This is a genomic window from Alteromonas sp. (assembly GCF_984505615.1).
In genome coordinates this window covers 307142-327234 of record NZ_CFHOXV010000001.1, presented here as the reverse complement: position 1 = coordinate 327234, position 20093 = coordinate 307142, and the positions used below count along the sequence as shown (strand labels likewise).

General features: G+C 50.1%; 15 protein-coding genes. 7 read left to right on the top strand and 8 right to left on the bottom strand.

Annotated elements, in window-relative coordinates:
• The first annotated feature begins 14 nt into the window (after window positions 1-14).
• Genes AC4PME_RS01320 through AC4PME_RS01300 form a run of 5 tightly spaced genes read left to right on the top strand, consistent with a single transcriptional unit; the run spans window position 15 to window position 6501 of the window.
• Window positions 15-1004 carry an HlyD family secretion protein gene (locus tag AC4PME_RS01320; protein ID WP_491044453.1) on the top strand — a complete coding sequence of 330 codons (990 nt, stop codon included), beginning with the start codon at window positions 15-17 and terminating at the stop codon, window positions 1002-1004.
• Window positions 1005-1006: 2 nt separating this feature from the next.
• On the top strand, window positions 1007-2779 hold the full coding sequence (locus AC4PME_RS01315) for an ATP-binding cassette domain-containing protein (protein ID WP_491044454.1): 1773 nt from the start codon (window positions 1007-1009) through the stop codon (window positions 2777-2779).
• Window positions 2769-3914 carry an ABC transporter permease gene (locus AC4PME_RS01310; RefSeq protein WP_491044455.1) on the top strand — a complete coding sequence of 382 codons (1146 nt, stop codon included), beginning with the start codon at window positions 2769-2771 and terminating at the stop codon, window positions 3912-3914. The genes AC4PME_RS01315 and AC4PME_RS01310 overlap by 11 nt, the downstream gene beginning before the upstream one ends.
• Window positions 3915-3917: 3 nt before the next feature.
• Window positions 3918-5036, top strand: coding sequence for an ABC transporter permease (locus AC4PME_RS01305; protein ID WP_119502453.1), 1119 nt, complete (start codon window positions 3918-3920; stop codon window positions 5034-5036).
• Window positions 5037-5049: 13 nt separating this feature from the next.
• Window positions 5050-6501 (top strand): efflux transporter outer membrane subunit, encoded by a 1452-nt coding sequence (locus tag AC4PME_RS01300; RefSeq protein ID WP_491044456.1) that lies wholly within the window; start codon window positions 5050-5052, stop codon window positions 6499-6501.
• Window positions 6502-6511: 10 nt separating this feature from the next.
• On the opposite strand, the gene AC4PME_RS01295 is transcribed toward AC4PME_RS01300, so the two are convergent.
• From AC4PME_RS01295 to AC4PME_RS01275, 5 genes are all read right to left on the bottom strand, one after another.
• Window positions 6512-9739: a DUF748 domain-containing protein gene (locus tag AC4PME_RS01295; RefSeq protein ID WP_491044457.1), complete on the bottom strand. Its 3228-nt coding sequence runs from the start codon at window positions 9737-9739 to the stop codon at window positions 6512-6514.
• An 84-nt stretch (window positions 9740-9823) separates the two neighbouring features.
• Window positions 9824-10393, bottom strand: coding sequence for a DUF2780 domain-containing protein (locus AC4PME_RS01290; protein WP_349589043.1), 570 nt, complete (start codon window positions 10391-10393; stop codon window positions 9824-9826).
• 179 nt (window positions 10394-10572) lie between these two features.
• Window positions 10573-12123, bottom strand: coding sequence for an alpha,alpha-trehalase TreF (gene treF, locus AC4PME_RS01285; protein ID WP_490709949.1), 1551 nt, complete (start codon window positions 12121-12123; stop codon window positions 10573-10575).
• 9 nt (window positions 12124-12132) lie between these two features.
• Window positions 12133-13377, bottom strand: a complete 1245-nt coding sequence (locus AC4PME_RS01280; protein WP_491044458.1) for an MFS transporter — start codon at window positions 13375-13377, stop codon at window positions 12133-12135.
• Window positions 13378-13530: 153 nt separating this feature from the next.
• Window positions 13531-14547 carry a LacI family DNA-binding transcriptional regulator gene (locus tag AC4PME_RS01275; RefSeq protein ID WP_119502447.1) on the bottom strand — a complete coding sequence of 339 codons (1017 nt, stop codon included), beginning with the start codon at window positions 14545-14547 and terminating at the stop codon, window positions 13531-13533.
• Between the two features lie 245 nt (window positions 14548-14792).
• Here AC4PME_RS01275 and AC4PME_RS01270 point away from each other — a divergent pair, with 245 nt between their 5' ends.
• Window positions 14793-17054 carry a TonB-dependent receptor gene (locus AC4PME_RS01270; protein ID WP_491044459.1) on the top strand — a complete coding sequence of 754 codons (2262 nt, stop codon included), beginning with the start codon at window positions 14793-14795 and terminating at the stop codon, window positions 17052-17054.
• 127 nt (window positions 17055-17181) lie between these two features.
• Here the strand turns inward: AC4PME_RS01270 and AC4PME_RS01265 are convergent, their stop codons facing one another.
• Window positions 17182-17643 carry an Lrp/AsnC family transcriptional regulator gene (locus tag AC4PME_RS01265; protein ID WP_119502445.1) on the bottom strand — a complete coding sequence of 154 codons (462 nt, stop codon included), beginning with the start codon at window positions 17641-17643 and terminating at the stop codon, window positions 17182-17184.
• A 155-nt stretch (window positions 17644-17798) separates the two neighbouring features.
• Between AC4PME_RS01265 and leuA the strand changes: the two genes are divergently transcribed.
• Entirely contained in the window at window positions 17799-19454 is a 1656-nt protein-coding gene (leuA, locus tag AC4PME_RS01260) for a 2-isopropylmalate synthase (protein ID WP_491044460.1), read from the top strand.
• Between the two features lie 65 nt (window positions 19455-19519).
• On the opposite strand, the gene AC4PME_RS01255 is transcribed toward leuA, so the two are convergent.
• Both AC4PME_RS01255 and AC4PME_RS01250 read right to left on the bottom strand, forming a co-directional pair.
• Window positions 19520-19858: a type II toxin-antitoxin system RelE/ParE family toxin gene (locus tag AC4PME_RS01255; RefSeq protein WP_490709953.1), complete on the bottom strand. Its 339-nt coding sequence runs from the start codon at window positions 19856-19858 to the stop codon at window positions 19520-19522.
• Window positions 19807-20073 carry a CopG family ribbon-helix-helix protein gene (locus AC4PME_RS01250; RefSeq protein ID WP_490709954.1) on the bottom strand — a complete coding sequence of 89 codons (267 nt, stop codon included), beginning with the start codon at window positions 20071-20073 and terminating at the stop codon, window positions 19807-19809. Before AC4PME_RS01250 ends, AC4PME_RS01255 begins: the two co-directional genes overlap by 52 nt.
• Window positions 20074-20093: the final 20 nt, after the last annotated feature.

Genomic DNA, 20093 nt, shown 5'->3' with positions numbered 1-20093 from the left:
AAGTGAATTCTTCTATGAACAAAAAGCTCGCTGTACTCATTGTCGTCGCGGTAGCGGCGGCAGTTTCCGTCTATACGTTTTGGCCTGAACGCGGGGCTGAGCAAACAAAACTGTTCGGGAATGTCGATATCCGCCAGGTGTCTTTATCGTTCACTCAGTCCGAGCGGGTAACAGCTGTGAATGTGGAAGAAGGGGATGTGGTTAAAGCAGGTCAGATTATTGCCCGGCTCGATGATACCGTAGCAAACCTTGAGCTGGCGCAGGCCAATGCGCAAATTGCCGCCCAGGAAGCGTTAGTGGCAAAGTTGCAGGCGGGCTCAAGACCCCAGGAGATTGCACAGGCAAAAGCGGTGGTGGCGCAGCAACAAGCAAATGTGGATATTGCATCAGCCCGGCTTAAAAGACTGCAATCAGTTGACAGCAAAACACAGGGCAAAGGCGTAAGCCAACAGGATATTGATGAGGCGAGGGATCAGGTAGTTGCGCTGCAGGCAGCACTTGCACAGGGGAAGGCCAGTTTAGCGCTGGTTGAAGAGGGGCCCAGAAAAGAAGACATCGATCAGGCCAGAGCACAATTACAAGTGCTGACTTCACAACAAGCCTTACTGGCTGAACAGGTAAGCCGCACTGTGTTACTCGCCCCCAGTGATGGTGAAGTGCGGGCAAGACTGATGGAGCCCGGCGACCTTGCCACCCCTCAGCGTCCTGTTATCACGTTGGCGTTAACGTCACCCAAGTGGATACGGGTTTATATTAATGAAACCCAACTGGCGACCACCAGGGTAGGTGAAGCCGTTGATGTTCATGTTGACGGGCTGAATAAAACCATCAAAGGCACTATCAGCTTTATTTCTTCTGTCGCTGAATTTACGCCGAAAAATGTGCAAACAGAGGATTTGCGCACCTCACTGGTTTATGAGGTTCGGGTCAGGGTTGATGATGCTGACAATACCCTTAAGTTGGGGATGCCTGCCACTGTGATGCTCGTTAACAACGGACGCTAATCATGAGTGAACCGGTGGTGAGTGCCAGCGCGCTGGTTAAACAATTCAACGGAGACGGTCAGCAAACCGTAGCCCTCAAACAGATAGATTTCGAAGCAAAGAAAGGGGAACTCACCGCTCTGGTGGGGCCCGATGGTGCAGGAAAAACCACGCTGCTGCGCCTGGTCGCAGGGTTGATGGTTCCTTCTGATGGCAGCTTACGTGTACTTGGCTATAACACCACGACAGACGCACAGCAGGTACAAAATTTAATTAGCTACATGCCCCAGCGATTCGGTTTGTATGAAGATTTAAGCGTACAGGAAAATCTGGATTTGTACGCAGACTTACACGGCGTGGATAAAGTAACCCGTGAGGCGCGGTATGAGCGCCTGCTGACTATGACGAATCTCTCTGCTTTTACCTCAAGACCGGCGGGAAACTTATCCGGCGGCATGAAACAAAAGCTCGGTCTGGCCTGCACGCTGGTGCGCTCGCCCGCGCTCCTACTGCTTGACGAGCCCACTGTTGGCGTTGACCCCCTGTCACGGCAAGAATTGTGGAAAATTATCAGCCAACTGGTGGAAGATGAGTCGCTCACCGTGATGGTCAGTACCTCTTACTTAGATGAAGCAGAACGGTGTCATCAGGTGTACTTGCTCAACGAAGGGGCTATTCTGGCTAAAGGTGCGCCAGATACGTTGAAGCAGGATGCACAGGATCGCTGTTTTGTTGTGACCCCCTCATCAAACCAAAAGCCACGGGATTTACAAAGTGCACTGCTTGATAACGAAGAGGACGTAATCGATGCTGTCCCTCAAGGGGGGCGGGTACGCTGCGTGTTGCATCAAGATAAAGACATAAAAGCCATCGTGCATCAGGTAAAGGCCGCGCAGTCTGAATCTGTGCCTCCCCGCCTGGAAGATGCGTTTATGATGCATTTGAAGACCCATATCAGACCCGCCGCAGTGGATGTATCCTCATTGGCGCAGCAAAACCAACATACCGGGCAATCTCAAACGCACGATAAGCCTGTCGTGTCTGTTAATGAGCTGGTTAAACAGTTTGGTGACTTTACGGCAGTTGCCAAAACGTCTTTTGAAGTTTATCCCGGTGATATCTTTGGCTTATTAGGGCCAAACGGTGCGGGGAAAACAACGACTTTCCGGATGCTCTGCGGATTGTTACCCGCCACATCAGGCACGCTGGACGTAGCCGGGAAAAACTTACGAACCGCCGCTGCCGGCGCACGTTCCCGCATTGGTTATGTGTCACAGAAATTCGCGTTGTATGGCAATTTAACCGTGTATGAAAACCTGCGCTTCTTCGCGGGTGCATACGGGCTGTGGGGAAAGCAGCGAAAACAAGCCATTGACCGGGTGATTTCTCAATTTGATTTAGCCTCTCACGTACAGCAAAAAAGTGCGTCATTACCCGGAGGCTACAAACAGCGGTTAGCCATGGCGGCCAGCCTTATGCACCAGCCCGATATATTGTTTCTCGATGAGCCAACCAGCGGAGCGGACCCGTTAGCCCGGCGGGCTTTTTGGCGACGTATCACGGCATTGTCAAAAACCGGCACGGCCATCATCATTACCACCCACTTTATGGAAGAAGCTGAATACTGCGACAAGATTTTGATTCAGGATGCAGGTAAAAAGCTTGCCATGGGCTCGCCTGAGGAGATACGCGCTGGCATAGACGGCGATTCGGCAATGAGTATGGAAGAGACTTTCATCAGTATCATTGCGCAAAGTCGGCAAAAACGAGACGGGGAGGCCGCTGATGTCTACTAAGTCCCGTCCTGTTCGCGCCTTTGCGGTTCGCTTGCGGGCATTGGTAAAAAAGGAAACCCGGCAATTACTACGTGATAAAAGTAATCTACTGATTGGTATTGGCTTACCCATCGCGCTCATTTTTATTTTTGGCTTTGGCGTTACGCTGGATGTGAAAGATATTCGTTTAGCCGTGGTGACTACCCGGCCTGCGCCAGAGACTAATGATTTCGTTTCAACGCTAAGGCTTTCGCCTTATTTCGTACCCAGTGAGATGACTTCGTTGCAACAGGCTGAAAAGGCGTTGCGCGCGCGGGACGTCGAAGCCATTGCCATTCTCGATGACACTTTCGCCAGCAAATTAAAAACTGGAAATGCAGACATTCAGCTCATCGTGCTGGGTAGCGATGCAACGCGGGCCTCTTCGATAAGTAGCTATTTCTCAACGCTCACCGGTGTGTGGGCGTCAAAGCAGCAAGACCGCCTCGGAGCAAACGCGCATCAATCCGGAGGCGTGACTGTTGTTCCAAGGCTTTGGTTTAACGATGCCAACACCAGCACATGGTTTATTGTGCCCGGGCTTATCGTACTTATCATGACATTGGTGGGCACGTTTCTCACCGCGCTCGTCATGGCCCGCGAGTGGGAGCGGGGCACACTGGAAGCACTTTTTGTTACCCCGGTCCGGCCTGCTGAAATCATTCTGGCTAAAATAATTCCCTATTTTGGTGTCGGCATCATCGGCCTGGTGTTGTGTGTGCTGGCGTCGACTTTTCTTTTCCATGTGCCCATTCAGGGCGCGTTTTGGGTATTGGTATTGGGGTCAGTGATATACATGCTGGTGGCATTAGCAATCGGGCTACTTATTTCGGCACTGACGCGCAACCAGTTTCTGGCAAGCCAGATTGCTATCCTGGCCAGCTTCCTGCCTGCGATGATGCTTTCCGGCTTTATTTTCGATTTAGGTAATTTACCCGCCGGCGTGCATGTTATTGGTAGTTTGCTTCCTGCCACGTACTTTATCGAACTGCTGCGAACGGTGTTTCTGGCCGGTAATTTCTGGCCCGTAATTCTTAAAGATTTGGGGCTGCTCACAGTTTACGCCGTGTTGTTACTCAGTCTTGCCCGTTTTCTTACTAAAAAGACACTGGATTAAACTATGGGAAGTGTCCGTCGCTATTTTTTTCTTATCTTCAATTTGTGTCAGAAAGAATTTCTTTCTGTTTTAAAAGATCCCTCAAGCCGTGTCATTTTGATCATGCCAATCATTATGCAAACACTGCTGTTTGGCTATGCCGCCACATTTGACTTGAAAGAGGTGCCTTATGCCGTGCTCGATCAAAGTGACAGTCAGGCCAGCCATGAGGTCCTGCAGAAACTGCAGGGTGCCGGTCTTTTTAACCAGGTGGCCACGCTGTCGGGAAGTACGGAAATTGCTGACATTGTCGGTAATCAAAAAGCGCTGATGGTGGTGTATTTTCCCGCTGACTTTGAAGACAAATTATCCCGCGGGGAGAGTAGCCAGATACAGCTTATTGTCGACGGCCGGAATTCAGCGACAGCTAACGCGGCCCTTGGCAGCTTTAACGCCATTACCATGTCTTACAATGCGGAAAAGGATCTTGGGAGGCAGCTTCCTGTGCAGGTGAAAACCCGCGCCTGGTTTAACCCGAATATGGAAACGCGCTGGCTTATTTTACCGGGAATGATTGCCGCGCTGAGCATGATTCAAACAATGATGCTTACAGCACTTTCCGTTGCCAGAGAGCGTGAGCAGGGCACATTTGATCAGTTACTTGTGACACCCAGCCTGCCTTCGCAAATCTTAATCAGCAAAGCGCTGCCGTCGGTGTGTATAGGGCTTATTCAATCTTCGCTGGTGCTGCTTATCAGCCGGTACTGGTTTGAGATCCCCTTTCAGGGGGCGTTACCGACGCTCTATACAGGGTTATTTTTATTTACGCTGGCAAGTGTGGGGATCGGTCTGTCTATCTCTGCTGTTTCTCTGAATATGCAGCAAGCCATGCTGTATACCTTTGTTTTACTCATGCCGCTCATGCTGTTGTCGGGTTTTGCCACGCCGCTGACCAACATGCCTGAATTAATGCAGGATATTACCTACGTTAATCCACTGCGTTTTTCGGTCAATATTGTCAGGCGTGTTTATCTTGAAGGGGCAACGTTTGCTGACGTTTATCAGGAGATGATCCCGCTGATTATTATCGCCACCATTACTCTGCCGGTAGCCAGCTGGCTTTTCAGACACAGGACTTCATAAGGACATCCATCATATGAAAGTTTCGCTTATTTCTTTTACGCTCATCACTGCACTGGCCATGTCGGGATGCACAAAATTGGGTCCTGAATATGAAAAACCTGAGGTGGCAGTACCGTTGACCTGGCCGTCTTTGCACGGCATTGATGGTCAAACACAAAACCACACGGTGTCGCGTTGGCTAAAAGACGATAAGACGCTGATGACGCTTCACAGCATGTTAGAAAAGCATAACCAGAGCTTACAGGTGGCTGCGCTGAATTTTGCCAGCAGTCGAGTTTACCGGCAGGTAGCCGGAAGCGGTGGCGAGCCTGAGGCTGGCTTTTCAGGCAGTGTGAAAAGGCAGCGGTTGAGTGAAGACGGCAGTATGACCCGGTTTATAAAGTTGTCGTCCTCTGGTGAGCAACAGGATGCCCTGATAGATGCTTTGGCATCACCTTTTACCGTTTACTCAACGGGCTTTGATGCCAGTTGGGAACCTGACCTGTGGGGAAAAGTAGCTAATCAGATTGATGCTGCAGATGCTCAGCAGACAATAGCAGAAAGTGAACTGGCTGATTTACGTTTGTCGTTAACGACAGAATTAATGCGCCGGTATGTACAATACCGCGCGCAGCAAGCTGTACTGGCATTGCAGCAGCAAAAACTGGCAAACCTGCATACTCAATTATCTATACAGGAAGCCTGGATTGCTGCAGGGTTAGGAGATGAATCAGAACGTTTAGCGTTAGAAGCACAAATTCACCAATTAAACGGTACGCTGGACGGTCAGCGCAGTGAAGTACATGTGTTAGCCAATCAGCTTTCGTTGTTGGTGGGTGCTCAGCCAGGTGCTTTGACACCTTTATTGGAAGGGCCACACGATGCGTTTCATGAGTATGTGCTCTCTACGCTCAACGTGCCTTCCAGTGTGTTAAGCCAGCGCCCGGACATTCGCGCCGCAGAAGCCAAAGTAAGAGCGGCGACCGCAGAAATTGGTATTGCAGAAGCGGCGCTGTACCCACAATTCCAGTTAACAGGTAATGTGGGCATCGAAGCACTAAGCAGCAGTGCGGTATCCGAATGGTCGTCGCGAAACTGGCAAATTGGCCCGGGCTTTTACTTACCGCTGTTCAACCGGAACCAACTTCATCGTCAGGTTGAGATCAAATCAATTACGCAACAGCAAACCATTGTGCAATACCAACAGCAAGTGTTATCGGCATGGACAGAAGTAGACAGTGCCATTGAGCAGGCTAACAGCGCCGGAAGACAACTGGAGCAAAGTCAGCAAGCGCTGTCCCGCATAACCCAAAGACTTACATTGACAAAAACAGACGCAGAAGCCGGCCTGAGCAGTGAATTGCCTGTTCTGATGGCGCAACAACAATGGTTAGATGCGAAGGTTGGTCACATTCAATCTCAGTTGAATGTGACCTTAAGCCAGCTTAGCGTGTACAAAGCGACGGGAGGCCCGGGCATGCATTAGTGCGACGCCTTTAATCCGCTTCCAGCGTAAGCGTTGCGCCACTCACATCTTCCTGCAGATGGTGCCGGCTGTTTAACTGGAACAGGCGGTTGGCATCTATGGCGGCATCGTTAATCAGGTAACGTTTTACTGCTTTTGCGCGCCTGTCTGCCAGTGCTGCCAGCTGGCCCGGGGGAATGTCGATATTGCTACGCAGAGAGTTGTACATGGCAATATGCAATGCCCGTTGAACCCGTGTTTCGTCTATTTCCGGAGGTGCCTGTTCCGTTTGCTCAGAGTCACCTTTTTCGTTCGTTGACGGCGTAAGCTGAGCGATGATTTTAGCCCGTTCTTCTTCCACGGTGATCCCCAATGTCTCCGTAAACGCCTGTTTGAGTGCATCAGATAGCGGGCCTTCGACGGGATAACTGCTGGCAGTCAGGTTCGCCGGTAGTGCGTCGGAACCGGATAACGTCATTAAACGTTCTTGCAGAGCTTTTTCTGCCAGTTCGCCAGCGTCGGCTACTGCATTCACTGTTCCTTCAATATTCAATCGCAGGCCGGGACGCTTTTTCAGCGCTTTTGCCAGAGTGGTTAACGTGGCTGTGGCTTCATCATCGAGGTCGCTGCTACCGGCAGCAAATGTTACCTCATTGAGGGTATCGTCACTGCCCACTAAGTTGGCAAGGAAAGAGAAGGGAGCGGTTACGGCTTTGGTGATGAGGTTGCCAATGGCGTTCAGGATAATCGAGCCAAAGCTGAAGTCCGGGCTGTCCACATCACCGGAGACTTCCAGGCCTAAATCAATCACACCGTTGCGGTCCTGTAACAGCGCGACAGCAAGCCCGAGAGGAAGGCTGAGGGCTTGCTCAGAATCACTTTTCTGACCAAGAGTAAGCTGGTCGATGACCACGTGGTTATCGCCTTCCAGCGCATCACCCTGAAGCTTATATTGTACATCCAGCGACAGCAGCCCTTTATCAATGTAATACCCCATGTAGGTGCCGGAATACGGGTTCACTGAAGTCAGCTCAGCACCGCTTACCGAGAACATCAAATCAAGGTTCAGGGCGTCGCTGAACGGGTCTATGCTGCCTTTGAGGGATACCGGCGCATAGTTATCGATTTTGCCCGCTATATCTACGGCAGCCGCTTTTCCTGATGCTGAATCCAGCTGGCTGACAGTACCGTTTAACGATTCTATTCCTGACGCAAAGCGGGGCGTCAGTGAGTTATCGGCAAAGTAGGCGTTACCGTTCTCAATGCTGATCTGATCAACCGTTATAGCCAGCTGTGATTTTTCATCTGCTGTTTTCTCTGGTGTGTCGCCTTCCTTGTTTTCTGTACCCTCTACCTGCGCAGATTCTTCCTGCACAGCCTGATTGCCTGCAGCGCCGGAGTCGTCTGTAGCCGGAGGGCGGCTCACAATAATATCGCTGATATTGGTGTGTTTGTTTTCGTCAATAACCAGCTTTGCAAACGGCTCACGCAGCATCACATTATCAATGCTCAATGTATTCGCCGTTGTATTGAACGCAAGATTGGCGACATCAAGGGCCTGCCATTTAAGCAATGGTGCTTTCTTTTGGTTGTCCAGAATGGCAAGGTCAGCAAGACTGACAGAAGCGTTTACGTCTGCTGTGCCTGATGCGTCAGCAGTGAAACTGGACTGCGTGCTGAGGCGTCCGCTTTCCATTACCACATTCGCATAAGTTGAGATATATTGTTGCAGCGGCGAAAGAAGAAAATCTTCCAGCGTCAGTGCACCTTTTACCTGCTGTGCCGTCACATCGATGTCGCCTTCAGATCGTAACGTGCCGGTGGCTTCAGTAGCAAAACCCTCTGGGTTGCCGCTGGTGGACAACGCTAAGTTGTAATGAACCGGTGAGGTAAATTGACTATCAACCGGACCTGTTGTCAGGTTTATATTGAAAATCCGCCAGAACATATTGTCAGCAATGGCTTTCTCGTTCAGTGCGACTTCACCGCCGGTAAATTCAAAGGCATTTAATACAACATGCCAGCCTGATTCTTCCTCGCTGGCCGGCGTGTGGGCAGAGCTACTGCCGGCGGAGCCGGATGCCTGCGTTGACGTTGCCGGCGGTGTGCTACCCGTAGAAGGCGCCGTATTTGGTAAAAGATAGCGCTGTAAATCCAGGCCATCATCGTCGAACAGGGCATTTACCTGCATGTCTGCTACAGCAATCTTATCAACGCTGATAGATTTATCCGCAAGGCTTGCCTCTATGCCGTCAACGGCAAGTTCCGGTACGGTAATCTTCGGCTCGTCCTGACGGGCAAGGGTAAGAGAGTGTAATCCGAAGCTGCCGTCTTTCACGGTCACATTCAGTGACGCGTTGTCCTCAAATAAGGAAAACGCCAGCGCCAGGTCAACACGGCCGTCTATCAGTTCAACATCTATTATGTCGTTCGAAAGTGGCCACAGGGGGGCCAGTGCAATGTCCGACAAACGGATATCACTGTTAAACACCAGCGGTGAAAGCTGAAAGTCACCCTTAAGATTGACTTTGCCGCCCCCTGCCGTGTTTAGCTGAAAGGCGTAAGCGTTGTCAGTTTCACTGCTTCCGGTTTCGCTGCTTTTTGCTTCGGGGCTGTCTGCTGATTTGCCGGACTGTTCAGTGATAGTTGCCAGCGTGTCCAGTCCGGTAAGCGTGATATCCAGCTCAGGGTAATCCAGCCGGGCACCGGTGACTGCGTCGCTAAGTAAAATGTGGCCATTTTGCAGTGTAAAATGATTCAGCCTGATGTGTGGAATACCAGCCTGTTCCTCCGGGGCTCTTTCAGGCTCTTCCGGTTGCGCATTCTTTGCCAGCGTGTCCATGATGTCAGAGACGTTCAGCCGTGTATTTTCTCCGCCAGTTAAGCGATGCAATTGCACGTAGGGTGCATGCAAGGCAATATTTTCAACAGTGGGCGTAAAGCTGGTCAGCGTTTGCCAGAAACCCAGATCGACGGTCAGCGCCTGAAAGGCAAAGAAGTTTTCGTTGCGCTCAGCTTCTTTTATGCTGAAGTCACTGACTTCAGCCCGCAATAAAAACGGGTTCACTGAGATGTCTTTAACGGTGACTTCCCGCCCCAGCATGTCAGTGAGTTTATCCGGCACGGTGGCCTTCAGTACCGCAGGTAATACAACGCCCGCCAGCAGCGCGTAAATGAGATAAATTAACAGAAAGTAAACGGAGAGACGAAGCCACAGGGGTTTACGGCTGAAAGAAGAGATCCGGTTCTTTGAATGCATGATTAACTATTAAATGAGAAGCCGGCAGGCAGAACCGCAACCATGATGTTGCCGGTCTGCTCTGCATGAATGAGAGGTTTTACCCTAAAGGGCGGAGAGCAAATTATCCAGTCCTGATTGGAAAATAGACTGGGTTTCGGTGTTATTTTCACTCTTGAAATAGCTGCTGGCCTGAGAGACAAAGCTGCTGATCATTTCCGGCGTCAGGCCCAGTGCTTCAAACTGCTGCTTCAGATCGTTGATAGATTTCGCCGTACTGCTGTATTCAGACGCCTTATTCAGCAAGCCGGACAAGGCATCAGACTTTGAAGATGAAGAACCGGATGTTTCCGGTACGCTGGATAATAAGCCTTCCAGGCCGGGAATGTTGCCGGCAAGTTCACTGTAATCCGTACCAGAAAGGTTCCCTTTCACATAATTAAACAGAGAAGCCAGTCCGCCTTCCGATTGCGCTTCAGTTACACCTAAATTGCTGCTGACTGAGCTGATTAAACCTGATAAATCTACTGACTCAGATGCACTGGCCGTTGCGGATTCTGTGGTTTCCGGCTTCGTAAGCACCTTCTTTAAATCCTGCAATGATGATGCAGCATGAACAGGGGCCGATAACATAAATCCCAGTGCAGCCAGAGCGGCAACAGATTGTACTTTCATAAAAACTCCGGAGTCACCCTGTGAGGGTGTAATAGTGAAAAGTATGACAGGAGCAGGGGGACAGACACATGGTCCGGCTTCAGAGACGCTAACTAATGAGGGATCACGTTAACACTGAAGCATTGCCCGTTGATTGTTGTGGCAACCTTAACGGGCAATGCGGGGTAATGCAAATGCTTTTACAAAGCAGAGCTGGCAGGCGTGCCGGTGCGCAGCGCTTTGGCAAAAACCTGCGTTACACCATTGGTCCAGCCGAAACCATGTTGTACTTCGTATTCGCCGCCGCTGGCAGAGGTGGCAATGTCTTCCACATTGTATTTCTCCATCAGCGTATGGTTGGCTTTGTAATAGGTATCCACCGTATTTAACCAGCGGGACATCACTTCACCGGCTAACTTATTATGTTCATATGACTGTAATCCCTGTACCGCAAACCACTGAAGCGGCGCCCAGCCGTTCGGTGCATCCCACTGCTGACGGGTTTCACATAAAGAGGTGACCAGTCCGCCATTTTTAAGAAACCGCGTCTCCAGCACACCGGCGACTGCAGCCGCCTGATGTTTGTCCGCAATACCGGCAAACAACGGTAAAACGGTTGATAAAGCGTGTACCGTTGATTGCACACTGAGTTTATGATTGAAATCAACATATACACCGGCGTCCGGCTGCCAGCAATACTTGTTGACCGCCGTTGCCCGTGCCTCTGCAACCTCTTCCCATAACTGCGCTTCCTGACATTGCCCGCCGTTAACCTGCCGGCTGAGTGAGGCAATGCTCTGTTCGAGGATGACCATCAGAGAATTTAAATCTACCGGCACAATGTCGGTGGTCTGGATGGTGAGCAGGTGCTGTGGATCGGCCAGCCAGCGGGAACTGAAATCCCAGCCCGACTCACAGGCTGCGCGGATATTACGATAGAATGCGCAGGCTTCTTCATCGTCCATATTGGCTGCCGCTTCAACATCTTCACGGTAGGATTCCGGCCGGGGCGTGGCACTGTCGTCCCAGAAACGGTTCAGCAATTCGCCGTCAGGCATGCGAACCACCCGCTGGATGGCAGTGGTAGCGTCGCTGATGTCCTCGTACCCGTTCATCCAGAAAGCGTGTTCCCGTTTCAATGCCTGCAAATAAAATGCATTCAAATCGGCATCGTCACCGGCTACTCCTGCCAGCTGCCTGACCATCAGAGCCAGCACTGGCGGTTGAGAGCGGCTGTTGTAATAGGTGCGGCTGCCGTTGGGGATTAATCCCACGTTTTGCTGCAAGGCGATAAAGTTATTCACCATATTACGCACCAGTTCCACATGGCCGGATTCCATCAGTCCCAATGCAGTAAAGTAACTGTCCCAATAATAGATTTCACGGAAGCGGCCTCCCGGGACCAGGTACGGGCAGGGAAGGGGCAGCAAAGAGCCTTCCGTCACCCCGCCACCGGGTCTTGTAAGTTGTGGCCACAGTTTTTCAATATAGGTATTTACATCATCCGACTGTACATCCGGCTCTTTTGCCTGCTCCGGTAAATCAAAATGTGCATCTACAAATGCACGCAGCGCGTCATCATCTGCGGGTTGCTGTGCTTCAAATGCCGCAAGCACAGCCTCTACAGGCTGTTTGGGCACTGCATCGGCAAAGGTTTTGCTGTCAGCAAACAGTCCTGCCATTTGCACTTGATGAAATAATTGACTTGAGAAAAGCTGGTGGCTTTTTGCAAGATACGCTGAAACTTCCATAGGTATCCTTTAACACGAAGCGATGGCCGTCTGATCTCTTGATGAGATCTGACGAAACAGAAAAATTGAAGCAATGATGCCGGCTATAGGGACAAGCAGCATATAGAACGCCTGCTGACCGCCGGCATGTTCAAACAGATAGCCGGTGATCAGAGAGCCGGTTGTACCGCCCAGTGCAGAAAAGACAACAATAAGACCGGTCATGGCGGCTTGTTTATGGGTGTCCAACGCGCTCAGCATCACTGAATTTAAAATGGGGTAGAGGGGCGCCATCAGTAAGCCGATGAGAGGAAGCATGAAAGCCGCAACCGGCGCATCGAACAGTGATGAAACCGCATCATTCTGATGACCCTGAGCCAGCGGCAATGTGATCAAAATCAGAACTGCCATGAATACCGCACAGCCAAGTAAAAAGGGAAACCAGTTGATGAAACGCAGTGCCTGGCCTGCTAACAGGCGGCCCAGTGCAATAGACAAAGCGAATAAGCTGGTGATCTGCACGCTGATATCTACCGGAAGGTGCAGCACTTCATTGTTGAAGGTGGGTAACCAGCTGCCGATCCCCTGTTCAATCAATACATACAGGAAAATCGAAAATACAAAAATGATCACCAGGGGCTGCCAGGCAAGTTTGATCATACCGGTAAAAGCCGCCGCAGCAGATTGCTCTTTATGAGCGGCATCCGGCGCCGGCAGGGGCGAAAACAGCACCAGTAAAAATGTGATCACAAGTAATCCTGTCAGCCAGTAGTACACCTCCATCCAGCTTGCCGATGAGGGATTGAGCGGATCAACAAAGGCACTGAAAATCCAGTATCCGCTTAGCACGCCCATCATAAATATGCCTTCGATGGTATTCAGCAGAGAAGAGTGGGAGCGGGTATCGTGAGAGAGCAAACCCACCAGGGCGTAAACCGACACTTTTACCAGTGCAAACGCTGCGCCGATACTGGCAAACAGCAGTTTGACAGCAATAAACTCACCGGTGACCGGGGTCAGCAGGCAGGCCACTGACACCAGCAGCAATCCGGCCATCATTGCCAGCTTGTAACCAATCCGGGGAATAAACGAAGCCACCAGGAAGGAAACAAATGCGATGGTTAAATCTTTAAACCCTTCCAGTGTTGCAGCTTCAGGCTTGGAAATCCCGAAGGTATTAATAGATTGCAAGATCACAGTACCCACGCTGTTAAGCAGAATAGCGAAGACAAAGTAACTTGCTGCAATGGCGGTTATCGTTAGCAGGCGTGGCATTTGTTTAATTCTCGTTAATAAAACCGATTATAGTCTAGCTTGTGAATTTTTTGTTTGCAATCGTTTGCATTTGCGCTGAGGGCAATATTAAACCAAAGTTCAGTCAGCCGGGATGCAGGTGTACAGCGCTAACTGGTTAAATTAAAAGAGAATTTATGATGCGGACTTGCGAACAATCAGTTCAATATCGATAACTTCTGAAAAAGCCGGCTTACCGTTAAGCTGATTTAGCAGTTGTGTCACCATCACACTGGCGGCTTCACGGGTGTTCTGGCGGATGGTCGTCAGCGCCGGATGAAGCAGTTCTGCCATGGCAATATCATCAAAACCAACAATGCCTACTTCGCCCGGGATAGCGATATAGCGCTCTTTCAGTGCTTTGAGTGCACCAAGGGCAACCATGTCACTACACGCCACAATGCCGTCAAAATTAAGGCCATGCTGTAAGATGGTTTCATTGATTTTGTTGTAGGCAGCCTGACTGGTGAGATCGATGGGAAAGATAAGTGCTGTATCGTGCTCCAGACCGGCTTCGTTGTGAGCTTCAACATAACCCGCGTAGCGTTCGCCCATCTCTGCGTGACCGGTATCGCCTAAAAACACGAGGCGCTTGTGACCACTTTCAATAAGATGCTGCGTGGCTAACTTACCGCCCAGGCGGTTATTACTGCCAATGATGGGATAGCCTGACTGGCTGTTGGGGTCGCCCCAGACTACCAGCGGCGCACCGGCTTTAGCGGCATCTATGGCTTTCTGTTCGCTTTTCCCCTGGCCTACCACAATCAGGCCGTCAGCCCGGCGGCTGTTGATAAAGTAGTTATACCAGTCGTCTGTCGCCATGAATGAGTTCGACAACAGTAACTCGTAGCCTTTGTCATTCAAAGCCTGATTCAGATCGCCCACAACCTTGAGCAGGAAAGGGTCATTGATGCTTTGTTCTGTGTGTTCTATGAGGTTGAGAATAACGGCAACCACATTGGTGCGTTGGGTGCGTAACCGGCTGGCGGCAGCGTTGATGCTGAAATTATGCTCTTTTGCCAGCGCCTGAATGCGCTCCCGGGTGGATTGTTTAATCACCGGGTTATCGTTCAGTGCCCGCGACGCGGTGGAGGTGGAAACCCCTGCAATACGGGCCAGATCAGACAATGTAAGGTTACGCTCAGATTTCAAAACACGACTAACAACAGGTGGACATGGGCCGGACTATAGCCTTTTTTACGCAAATTGCCTACCTCACAGCAAACCCCCGGAGACCGCTCAAAATGTGATTCTTGTAAATGCAATGATAAAAAAATGCGCAACTATTGAAAATTATCTTTGCAATCGATTGCATTTTTTCGTATTTTGTTCCCGAAAGATGGCAGGGTGTCGAAATTCGCCCTGTACGTATAACGATAATTAACAGGACACTGAGCATGAAAACCTCTCTATCTCCTTTGTTTTTAGCAGTTGTTGGCGCACTCGGCTTTACCTCAGCCGCGTTTGCCCAGCAAGAGACAGAAAACACAAACACCGGTAACAGCGAAGTAGAACGTATTGTTGTAACAGGTGTCCCCGGCGGCACCCCTACCCGTAAAGTAGACACCAGTTTTGCAATCACCAATATGTCTGAAGAAGATATCAAACGACTTGCCCCTAAGAGTACAGCTGATATTTTCAAAGCCGTACCGGGTGTTTGGGCGGAATCATCAGGCGGTCAGTCTGGTGCGAACATTTTCGTCCGGGGATTTCCGGGAGGTGGTGATGCCCCATTCGTTACCCTTCAATTGCAAGGTGTGCCTGTTTTTACACCGCCAACATTGAGTTTCCTTGAGAACTCCTCGCTTTTTAGAATGGATGAAACCATTTCGTTTATGGATGCGTTGCGTGGTGGTCCTAACTCGGTGTTGTCAAACGGTCAGCCCGGCCTGACATCTAACTTCTTACTGAAAGAAGGCTCAGAAGAAACCGAAGGTCTTATCAAATACACAGGTTCAGATTACAACCTGAAGCGTGTAGACGGCCTGGTAAGTGGTGAACTGGCTGAAGATCTTTATTTCATGGCGGGCGGCTATGTGTATACCTCGCCGGGGATCCGTGACACGGGTTTCGACACTGAAGACGGCAAGCAATTTACCCTGAATATCACAAAAGAACTGGATAACGGTAAGTTTTCAGTGTTTACCCGCGTGACCGATGATCACGGTATCTGGTATCTGCCAAGTGCTTTGAATGCGCAGGGCGTGGATAACTCTTACGTACAATTAGGTACGCTGAACCGTCAGTCTCAAATTCAGGTGGGCGCAGATGGCGAAGTCATGAATGTCGACCTGGGTAAAGGTCGTGGCTGGAAAGGCTCAGTTACCGGCGGTAATCTGCAACTGGATTTAGGCAACGGCTGGACCCTGGCTGACAAATTCGGCTACACCAAAGGCGATGCAAACACGTACGGCCTGGTGCCTGAAGGTGGCGCAGTGAAGCTGGCTACTGTTGCTGATAACGGTGAGTCGGCAACCGGTGTGGTAACCGGCACAGAGTACGCAGGCGATACTGATGTACAAATGTTCGGTAGCTGGGTTGTATTGAAAGAGATTGAAGGTCTGTCTAACGATCTGACGTTTGGTAAGGCTTTCGACCAGGGTAAATTTACTTTCGGTTACTTCACCAGTTCATTCTCTTCTGACGACTGGTGGTCTATCGGTAATCAGTCTTACTACGTAGTGGGTAATGGCGGTGAAATGCTCACCGGTATCGATTGTAACGACAACGCCGACAGCTGTAGCTGGAACTATGATATCAATGCAACAGGTGACGGCTCATCCGATGCATTCTACGCGGCAGTAGATTACAAACTGACAGAAGACTTAACCGTTGATGTGGGTGTGCGCAGTGAAAAACACGAAGTGCAGTACACCGTTGATGAAGGCCTGACCGGCGTTGTCAGCAAAGCGGTTGATTACAGCAAAAGTGATATCGCATGGACTGCGGGTGCAAACTGGCAGTTTGAAAAGAACAAAGGCGTATTCTTCCGTGCAAGTGAAGGCTTCAAAATGCCTTACTTCGATGATTTTCGTGATAACTATGGCGCGTACACATCAGGCGAAGATCTGATCCAGCAAGTTACTCAGTATGAGCTGGGTTACAAAATGGCCAGCCAGAGCTTCAGCTTGTATGCCACAGGTTTCTTCAACGAAGTTGAAGGGGATACCTTTGTTGCACGTCCCGGCGCGCCGGCAGAAGTGCTGACCAACGAAGCTTACGGTGTTGAATTAGACGTTGCTTACTATGCTGACAACGGCTTCTCTGTAACAGTTAATGCGACGATGCAGGAAACCGAAATCACAGCGAGCCCGACAAATCAGGGTAACGAAGCGCAACGTCAGCCGGGCTGGCAGGTGCGTTTGACTCCAAGCTACGACTTCATGCTGGGTGATGTTGAATCCACGGTTTACGCAACTATCTTTGCTGTTGATGACCGCTTCGGTGATAACGGTAACACCGTTGTGCTGGAAGGTTATGAGCAAATTGATTTAGGCTGGAACGTGTTCCTGTCTGAAGATCTGGAGCTGCAACTGAACGTGCAAAACCTCACCGACGAAGAGGGGCTGACAGAGGGCGACCCGCGCAACCCGTCATCACCTAACGGCCGTTACATTTTACCCCGTAACGCCACCTTCAGCGTGAGCTACCGCTTTTAATTAAAGCGATAAAAGGCGATAACTGAAAACGGCGCAGGTGTGAAATCTGCGCCGTTTTTGTTTACGGGATCAGTGAATAGGTAACGGCCTTTTGACCGCCAGGGCAGCTCAAACGATAAAGTCACCCTTACACTGGCACAGCTGTACTTTTCCTGGGGGATTTCAGCACAAAAGAGGAATGCACGCCGCTGACACCTTCAACTCGGGTGAGTTTATTAAGCAGGAACTGCTGGAAGTCATCCATGTCTTTTACGATGACTTTTAACAGATAATCTGCAGACTGACCGGTGATCAAATGGCTTTCGAGTACTTCAGGAAAGGTGGCAATAGCATTATCGAACTTCTCGAATCGCTCAGGGGTGTGCTTGTCCATGACGATCTGAATGAACGACACCAGGGTCAGTCCCAATTTTCGTGCATTAACCAGCGCTACATAGCCGTCAATAAAGCCGCTGTCTTCCAGTTGCTTTACCCGCCTCAGGCAGGGGGAAGGAGAAAGGTTAACGGCTTCAGCCAGTTCCTGATTTGAGATACGACCGTGTTTTTGCAACGTTTCCAGTATTTGTCTGTCAGTCTTGTCTAATTCCACTTTCTCTCTCCTGCCTGGCATTAAAAGTTATTGAAATTATAATTTGAGCTATATTATTGCTTTAGTGGTATGAAGTAAGCAAGTGATAGCAATCCTCTGCCAACAGATATCGCGTACACTACGTGAACCGTTATTCATCCCGGAGTCTTCGTTTCATGCTTACTCATCCTCACACCAAATATCAGCGATTCATTGGCGTATCTTTACCTGAACGTCAGTGGCCAAATAAAGCCATTACACAGGCACCTGTCTGGATGAGTACAGACCTCCGCGATGGGAATCAGGCGCTTATCGACCCGATGTCGATTGAAACCAAATTGCGTTTCTTCAAAAAATTGGTGTCTATTGGTTTTAAACAAATCGAAGTGGGTTTTCCATCGGCATCAGATATCGACTTTCAATTCGTCAGGCTACTGATTGAAGGCAACCATATTCCAGATGACGTCACCATAGAAGTGCTGACTCAGGCCCGCTATGAATTGATTGAGCGTACTGTTGAAAGCTTACGGGGCGCCCGCCATGCTATTTTGCACATGTACAATCCCCTTGCGCCGGATTTTCGTGAGATTGTGTACAACACTGATAAAGCAGGGGTGAAAGATATCGCTCTGACCGGTACCCGCTGGGTGAAGGAACTCACCGCCGGCGCACCGGAAGTGAACTGGACTTATCAGTATTCTCCTGAGGTGTTTTCCAGTACCGAAATCGACTTTGTTAAAGAGGTCGTGGATGAGGTGGTGAATATCTGGCAGCCGACCATTGAGAACAAAATCATTATTAATTTACCGGCGACGGTGGAAATGAATACGCCGAATACCTATGCCGACCAGATTGAGTGGATGCACCGCAACCTGAATCAGCGGGATTGTATTGTGTTAAGTGTGCACCCGCATAACGATCGGGGGACTGCTGTGGCTGCAGCTGAACTGGCATTAATGGCGGGAGCTGACCGTATCGAAGGCTGCCTGTTCGGCAATGGCGAACGCACCGGCAATGTGGATATTGTGACTCTGGCAATGAACATGTATTCCCAGGGCGTGTCACCGGAACTGGATTTCTCTGATATCGATCAGGTTCGCAAGCTGGTGGAAGAGTGTAATCAGTTGCCTGTGCATCCCCGTCATCCTTATGCCGGCGAACTGGTTTACACCGCTTTTTCCGGTTCACATCAGGACGCTATAAAAAAAGGGATGGCGGTACAGAATAAAGACGGCCGCTGGCGTGTGCCTTATTTACCCATCGATCCGGCAGATGTGGGGCGCGGATTTGAAGCGGTTGTCCGCGTAAACAGCCAGTCCGGTAAAGGAGGCGTGGCCTTCTTGCTGGAACAGGAAGCGAATCTGCAACTGCCGCGAAAACTGCAAATCGAATTCAGCCGCACCGTGCAGCGTGAAAACGACAGCACCGGTAAAGAAATGTCGGCAAAACGGATGAAAGAAGTCTTTGAGCAGGAATATTTCGATGCCACAACGCCTTTCGCCTATACCGGCAGCACCATTACGTCGGTGGCAAGCGGGGAGCAATCGGTGAGTATTCAATTTGCCCTGAATAACGAAGTTTACACTATAGAGGGCACCGGTAACGGTCCGGTTGAAGCGGCGGCCAATGCCCTCAGCACTTTCCTGAATAAAAAAGTAGAAGTGGCAGACTACCACGAGCACGCAGTGGGTGAGGGCGCAGGCGTAAAAGCCGTGTGCTACATCGAAGTAAAATTGGAAGGGGCTGATTCCACCTTCGGCTGTGCCAGCGACAGCAATATCATCACGGCCGCGATTAAAGCGCTGTTGTCAGGGGTTAACCGGTTGATGTAATGCCGGCACATGAAGCCATAAGTAGTTGGGATGCGGACAAGAAGAACATCAGTCCGCTTTCTTACTTATGCATCTTTTTCGGTTTCTTTGTTATGCCAGATCCGCAGAATGTAGATGAGTCCGGACGATTTTATTTGGTAGCGAATCGTGTAATTGCCAATATAGAGATCTCTGAAACATTCTGGCGTAGGGCTTGCCAGAACCGGTAAGCCTATTTCCGGAAAGTGCTTTAGCCGTTCCGCTGCGTCCTGAATTTCAATTGCAATTTTTCTTGCAGCTAACGGGCTTTTTAATACAACAAAGTCGTGTAAACGCTTCAAATCATCCACCGCTTGCGGCGTATACTGAAGTTTCATATTGAAGGCGTTTTCTTCAGTTTGTCTGACCCCCAGCTGTTGAGCCATGCATTTACTTCTGAATCGTCAATCAGCTCCCCCCTGTTGATTGACTCTATTGCTTCCAGAGTTTCTTCCCATCGGGCGTCATCAACAGCTTGCCTGGCAATGAACTCTCTCACCGCCTGATTGATAAGGTAGCTCTTACTTCGATCCAGCTTTTTCGCAAGAGAATCCAGTGGTTTCTCTATATCGTCATTGAGACGGACACTCGTAATACTCATAAGTTAACTCCGAAGATACT